Source organism: Kitasatospora sp. NPDC004272, assembly GCF_053603035.1.
In genome coordinates this window covers 1-5,860 of the sequence record NZ_JBSGET010000245.1, presented here as the reverse complement: position 1 = coordinate 5,860, position 5,860 = coordinate 1, and the positions used below count along the sequence as shown (strand labels likewise).

Below are 5,860 nucleotides of genomic sequence, written 5' to 3'. Positions count from 1 at the left end.
GCCGCGGCCGGCCCCGCGGGGCGCCGGAGCGGATCCCGCGGGCGCCCGGGTGCGCGGGAAAGGTGCGCGGGACGTGCCCGCGGGGTGTCAAACCCGGACGTTGATCTTCGGCCAATTCCACTGGCATACCCGGCCGGTGGGCGGATGCCCGGCCTGCCTGCCGCTTTGCCGCCGCCACCGCGGCGGACCGCGGCCCGCCGACGGTCCGTCAGGACCCGTCCGCTATCGTCACGGTCGGCGAAAATCAGCCCCAGCACGCGGGTTGGGGCCCCGGGTGACGGGGCAAGTCCTTTACGCACTCCGCACGAGCGACCACACTGAGTCCGGATGGAGTGGTGGGGACACGGGGGGCAGGGGCCGGTTTCCGCCTGGAGCCGTCGCCGGTTCCGACCCGAATCCCCGCCACGAATCGAGGAAGTGAGTCCCGGTGGCCTTCTCCGTCTCCGCCCTGGTCCTGTTCGGCATCATCGTCGCCATCTTCATCCGCAACAAGCAGATGAAGACAGGCCACGCCGTCATGGCAGCGCTCTTCGGCTTCATGCTCAGCCAGTCGAACATGGCAGCCCCGATCACCCAGTTCCTCCAGTCGGTCTCCAAGGCGATCTCCGGCATCGCCGGCTGACGCCCGTCCGACCGGACCGGGGAGCGCGTTCCGACGGACGGGAGCCACCCCCCGGACCGTCCCAGAGTCCTGCCCGCGGGTGACCAGGGTCACCCGCATCGTCACGCCGGGTCAGCGCCCCAGCGCGCACGGTGGCCGAAGTCGCCCACCGTGCTTGGTTCGTGGGCGCACCGTCATGATCCCGTACGCACACCGCAGCCCGGTGGCGGCGGAGCGTGACCTGGCGGACCGTCAGCCCCCTCCCGAGCCCGGGGACGGGGCTTTTCGGCGCTTGCCAGCTCGGCGAGCCGTGGGTTTTGCTTCCTCCGCAGCCCGGACATCGGCCGGGCTGGCCGCCGAGCGGAACGCCTAGTCCTGCCGCCGCCCGGTGCCGACCAGAGACCACGCCACGGCAGGAGCGGGGGAACCACAGGTAGTACGCCGGACCCGGAACGCACGGGGACGGCTCGGGGTGAAGCCGCCACGACGCGGCCGGGCAACTCTCGCCCGAACCCGACAGCTCACCTCGCAGGCGTCGGAGAGGAACAGCTTCATGTCCGCTCAGGGCAAGCACCGCAAGCCGCGCCTGGCCACCGTCGTCCGCATCGCCATCGCCGCCGGCGTCGCCGGCGCCGCGGTCGGCCTCCCGGTCACCGCCGCCTCCGCGCACACCGCCGACCAGCACGACGGCGCCCGCCAGTGGGCCAACGTCTCGGTCGACGCCACCCCCGTCGCCGACACCACCACCACCGACGCCGCCGCCCCGGCCGCGGAGTCCTACCGGGTCGCCGCCGGCGACACCCTCTCCAAGATCGCCACCGCGAAGAACGTGGACGGCGGCTGGGAGAAGCTCTACCAGGACAACCGCTCGGTCATCGGCGGCAACCCGAACCTGATCTACCCGGGCCAGCAGCTGACCGTCAACGGCCAGGCCGCCGCGACGACCTCCGCCGCCACCTCCTCGGACGCCGCGGCCACCGCCGCCGCTCCGAAGACCTCGACCAAGTCGAGCACCGGCACCGCGAAGACCCAGGCTCAGACCCAGAAGTCGACCTCGTCCTCCTCCTCCTCGGCCTCGTCCTCGTCCTCGTCGTCCACCGCGAAGCCGTCGACCGGGAGCGCCGGCACCGGCACGTCCACCACCACCGGCTCCACTGCGAGCTCCTCCTCCGGCTACGTCGCCCCCGCGCCGGGCAGCGTCACCACCGGCTACAAGGTGGCGGGCTCCAGCTGGTCCAGCGGCTACCACACCGGCATCGACTTCCCGGTCGCCACCGGCACCAGCCTGAAGGCGATCGCCAACGGCACCGTGGTCTCGGCCGGCAACGGCGGCGCCTACGGCAACCAGGTCGTCATCAAGCTCGCCGACGGCAAGTACGCCCAGTACGCGCACCTGTCCTCGATCTCCGTCTCGGCCGGCCAGGCCGTGACCGCGGGCCAGCAGATCGGCCTCTCCGGCGCCACCGGCAACGTGACCGGCCCGCACCTGCACTTCGAGATCCGCACCACCCCGGACTACGGCTCCGACATCGACCCGATCGCCTACCTGGCGGCCCACGGCGTCAACGTCTGATCCCCGGCACCACCCCCGAAGGCCCCGCGTTCCGCTGCGCGGGGCCTTCGGGCGTCCCGTCCCGCGGATCGCGGACCGCGGACCCCGGGAACGGCGGAGGCCCCGACCGCTGCTGCGGTCGGGGCCTCCGGCCTCGTGGAGCGGGTGACGAGAATCGAACTCGCGTGACCAGTTTGGAAGACTGGGGCTCTACCATTGAGCTACACCCGCAAAGGAGCGTCCGCCACCACCCGAGGCGGTGCGGACCGCCCCAGCGTACCTGGTCGGGTCGGTGGATTGCACACTCCTCCGCCGTTGTCGGCTCGCCGATATCGCCCCGGTCCGGGGCGGGCCGACGTGTACTCTTCTGCTCGGCACCACGGGGTGTGGCGCAGGTTGGTAGCGCGTCCGCTTTGGGAGCGGAAGGCCGTCGGTTCGAATCCGGTCACCCCGACCGTGTGCGGCAGGGTCTCGTCAGCGGGCGGGGCCCTGTTGTCGTTGCCGCCGCCCCCGGCCCCCCGGCCTCCCGCGCGCACCCCGGTGCCGGGCACAGTCGCTTTCGTGGTACCGGTAGGATGGACCGCTGGCGGTAGTACGGACAGCATTGCAGCCCCAACCGCCTATCGCCCTGACCGCAAGCCCCCTAGGAGACCCAACCGTGAAGAGCGCCGTCGAGACTCTGAACCCCACTCGGGTTCGACTCACCGTCGAGGTGCCCTTCGAGGAGCTCAAGCCCAGCCTCGACGCGGCGTACAAGAAGATCAACCAGCAGGTCACCGTTCCGGGCTTCCGCAAGGGCAAGATCCCGAACAAGGTGATCGACCAGCGCTTCGGTCGTGGCGCGGTGCTGGAGGAGGCCGTCAACGACGCGCTTCCGCGCTTCTACACGCAGGCCGTCGACGAGGGCCAGATCGACGTCCTGGGCCAGCCCGACATCACCGAGATCGAGGGTGTCGAGAACCTGGCCGACGGCGGTGACCTCAAGTTCACCGCCGAGGTCGACGTGCGCCCCGAGGTCACCCTGCCCGAGTTCGCCGAGATCGCGGTCGTGGTCGACCCGATCGAGGTCAGCGACGAGGACATCGAGAAGTCGCTGGAGCAGCTCCGCGAGCGCTTCGCCTCCGTCAAGGACGTCGAGCGCGCCGCCGGCGAGAACGACATCGTCGTGGTCGACCTGGAGGCCAAGGTCGACGGCGAGGTGCCGGAGGACGGCACCGCCACCGGCGTGAGCTACGAGATCGGCTCCGGCCGCCTGCTGGACGGCATCGACGAGGCCGTGATCGGCCTGTCCGCCGGCGAGTCCAAGACCTTCACCACCACCCTCAAGGGCGGCACCCAGGTCGGCAAGGACTCCGAGGTCACCGTCACCGTGACCACCGTCCAGGAGAAGGAACTCCCCGAGCTGGACGACGAGTTCGCGCAGCTGGCGAGCGAGTTCGACACCCTGGAGGAGCTCCGCGCCGACTCCGTCAAGCGCCTGGAGCGCATGAAGGAGTTCGACCAGGCCACCCAGGCCCAGGAGAAGGTCCTCGACGAGCTGCTCTCGCGCGTCGAGATGGAGTACCCGGAGAAGCTGCTCGCGGACGAGATCGGCACCCGCAAGCACAACCTGGAGCACCACCAGCTGGAGCCGATGGGCCTGACCCTCGACACCTACCTCGCCTCCCAGGACAAGTCCCGCGAGGACTACGAGAAGGAGACCGAGGAGCAGGCGAAGAAGGGCATCAAGACCCAGTTCGTGCTGGACCAGATCGTCAAGAACGAGGAGCTGGGCGTCAACCAGGAGGAGCTCACCGAGCACCTCATCCGCCGCGCCGCCGGCTCCGGCCTGACCCCGGACCAGTTCGCCCAGCAGGTCGTCCAGGGCGGCCAGGTCCAGCTGCTGGTCGGCGAGGTCGCCCGCGGCAAGGCGCTGGCCCTGGTGGTCGAGGCCGCCAAGGTGACCGACACCAACGGCGAGACCGTCTCCTTCGAGGACGACGAGGAGGAGACCACCGAGGCCGCCGAGGCCGCCGCGGAGGGCACCTCCGAGGAGTCCGCCGAGGCCTGATCCCGCTGACCCGCCGGTCCGCCGGCGGCCCGCGAAGGCAACCGGGAACGGGCCCGGACACCGCACGGTGTCCGGGCCCGTTCGCGTTCCTCCGTACCGGTAGCGCGAGTTCGGCCTGCTCACCCCGCTCACCCTGCGCTCACAGCGAACAGTTCTGCGTGGGGGATTCAGCGGCGGGGCCTGCGCGTTAGGGTCGGTGGACAGCGACACACACGCAGATCGACTGAGCAGGTGGCTAAGTGACGTTCCCGCAGATGCAGATGCCTGGCCCGATGGCACCGCACGCCGCCGGCGGCGACGTGGGTGGCGGCCTGGGCGACCAGGTCTACAACCGGCTGCTCAACGAGCGCATCATCTTCCTCGGCCAGCAGGTCGACGACGACATCGCCAACAAGATCACCGCCCAGCTGCTGCTGCTCGCGGCGGACCCCGAGAAGGACATCTACCTCTACATCAACTCCCCGGGCGGATCCATCTCGGCGGGCATGGCGATCTACGACACCATGCAGTACATCAAGAACGACGTGGTCACCATCGCGATGGGCATGGCGGCGTCGATGGGCCAGTTCCTGCTGACCGCGGGCGCCAAGGGCAAGCGCTTCTCGCTGCCGAACGCCAACATCCTGATGCACCAGCCCTCCGCGGGCCTCGGCGGCTCCGCCACCGACATCCGGATCCAGGCCGAGCAGCTGCTGCGCACCAAGAAGCGGATGTCGGAGCTCATCGCCCACCACAGCGGCCAGTCCTTCGAGCAGATCACCGCGGACTCCGACCGCGACCGCTGGTTCACCCCGGAGGAGGCCAAGGCGTACGGCCTGATCGACGAGATCATGCACAGCGCCGCGGACGTCCCCGGCGGCGGCGGTACCGGCGCCGGCCTGGCCGGCTGACCGGCAACGCAACCCTGACCGCACGCTTCGGAGGACCAGAAACCATGAACATCCCCAGCCTGTCGGGCGCGAAGGCCCGCCTGGAGGACATGCGCGCCGAGGGCCGCTACATCGTCCCGCGCTTCGTCGAGCGCACCTCGCAGGGCATCCGCGAGTACGACCCGTACGCCAAGCTGTTCGAGGAGCGCATCATCTTCCTCGGCTCGCAGGTGGACGACGTCTCCGCGAACGACATCATGGCGCAGCTGATCTGCCTGGAGTCGATGGACCCGGACCGGGACATCTCGCTCTACATCAACTCGCCCGGCGGCTCGTTCACCGCGCTGACCGCGATCTACGACACCATGCAGTTCGTGAAGCCGGACATCCAGACGGTCTGCATGGGCCAGGCGGCCTCGGCCGCCGCGGTGATCCTGGCCGCGGGCACCCCCGGCAAGCGCCTCGCGCTGCCGAACGCCCGGGTGCTGATCCACCAGCCGTACACCGAGACCGGCCGCGGCCAGGTGTCGGACCTGGAGATCCAGGCCAAGGAGATCTTCCGGATGCGCGAGCAGCTGGAGACCATGCTGGCCAAGCACTCCAGCAAGGACGTCGAGCAGGTCCGCGAGGACATCGAGCGCGACAAGATCCTCACCGCCGAGGAGTCGCTGGAGTACGGGCTGATCGACCAGATCGTCTCGACCCGGAAGAACTCGTACACCGACTGACCCGCCGCCCCGGGGTGGTGCGTACGTGACGTACGCACCCATCGGATCTGGACACGGATG

At 70.0% G+C, this 5,860-nt stretch carries 5 protein-coding genes, 2 tRNA genes and 1 riboswitch; of the genes, 6 read left to right on the top strand and 1 reads right to left on the bottom strand.

Annotated elements, in window-relative coordinates:
- The first annotated feature begins 427 nt into the window (after window positions 1–427).
- Complete coding sequence (locus ACWEO5_RS37790; RefSeq protein WP_452166602.1) at window positions 428–622, top strand: hypothetical protein; 195 nt, start codon at window positions 428–430, stop codon at window positions 620–622.
- A gap of 408 nt (window positions 623–1,030) precedes the next feature.
- Window positions 1,031–1,149: riboswitch (cyclic di-AMP (ydaO/yuaA leader) on the top strand.
- Between the two features lie 5 nt (window positions 1,150–1,154).
- Window positions 1,155–2,174, top strand: a complete 1,020-nt coding sequence (locus tag ACWEO5_RS37785) for a M23 family metallopeptidase (protein ID WP_452166601.1) — start codon at window positions 1,155–1,157, stop codon at window positions 2,172–2,174.
- 136 nt (window positions 2,175–2,310) lie between these two features.
- Here the strand turns inward: ACWEO5_RS37785 and ACWEO5_RS37780 are convergent.
- Window positions 2,311–2,384, bottom strand: a tRNA-Gly gene (locus tag ACWEO5_RS37780).
- Window positions 2,385–2,533: 149 nt separating this feature from the next.
- Here ACWEO5_RS37780 and ACWEO5_RS37775 point away from each other — a divergent pair.
- The 4 genes from ACWEO5_RS37775 (at window position 2,534) to ACWEO5_RS37760 (ending at window position 5,800) form a co-directional block, all read left to right on the top strand.
- A tRNA-Pro gene (locus ACWEO5_RS37775) sits at window positions 2,534–2,607 on the top strand.
- Between the two features lie 204 nt (window positions 2,608–2,811).
- Entirely contained in the window at window positions 2,812–4,203 is a 1,392-nt protein-coding gene (tig, locus tag ACWEO5_RS37770; protein WP_452166600.1) for a trigger factor, read from the top strand.
- Window positions 4,204–4,463: 260 nt separating this feature from the next.
- Window positions 4,464–5,093, top strand: a complete 630-nt coding sequence (locus tag ACWEO5_RS37765) for an ATP-dependent Clp protease proteolytic subunit (protein WP_051816579.1) — start codon at window positions 4,464–4,466, stop codon at window positions 5,091–5,093.
- A 44-nt stretch (window positions 5,094–5,137) separates the two neighbouring features.
- On the top strand, window positions 5,138–5,800 hold the full coding sequence (locus ACWEO5_RS37760) for an ATP-dependent Clp protease proteolytic subunit (RefSeq protein ID WP_176187896.1): 663 nt from the start codon (window positions 5,138–5,140) through the stop codon (window positions 5,798–5,800).
- Window positions 5,801–5,860: the final 60 nt, after the last annotated feature.

Bases quoted from the DNA above. Each gene is read 5' to 3' on its own strand.
- ACWEO5_RS37785 (WP_452166601.1), top strand. From the start codon at position 1,155: ATGTCCGCTCAGGGCAAGCACCGCAAGCCGCGCCTGGCCACCGTCGTC.
- ACWEO5_RS37765 (WP_051816579.1), top strand. From the start codon at position 4,464: ATGCCTGGCCCGATGGCACCGCACGCCGCCGGCGGCGACGTGGGTGGC.
- ACWEO5_RS37760 (WP_176187896.1), top strand. From the start codon at position 5,138: ATGAACATCCCCAGCCTGTCGGGCGCGAAGGCCCGCCTGGAGGACATG.